1 pseudogene is annotated in these 255 nt (G+C 59.6%); it reads right to left on the bottom strand.

Annotation, left to right across the window (positions count from 1 at the left end):
* A pseudogene (locus AB4Y34_RS42390) lies at nt 1-255 on the bottom strand (IS110 family transposase); the annotation flags it as partial.

The raw sequence follows: 255 nt of genomic DNA on the forward strand, positions 1-255 counted from the left end.
GCTGTTAATCTGCATCGTGCGGAACTTGACCAACTGCTGCCGCATGCGGTGGAGTGCGAGGACTGCCTGTTGTGCCATCCGATTTGATGGCCACTGCCTTGCTGGGAATCTGCGTGGCCATCCAGATCGCGCGCGCATCGGCCGGATCACTCTTGTTGCCGATGTTGAAGGCCTTGACGAACTTCGGGGGCATCAACTTCACCTGATGCCCCAACTTCATCAGTTGCCGCGCCCAATGGGGCGCACCGCCACATG

Source organism: Paraburkholderia sp. BR10954 (assembly GCF_040965775.1).
Taxonomy (GTDB): Bacteria; Pseudomonadota; Gammaproteobacteria; order Burkholderiales; family Burkholderiaceae; genus Paraburkholderia; species Paraburkholderia youngii.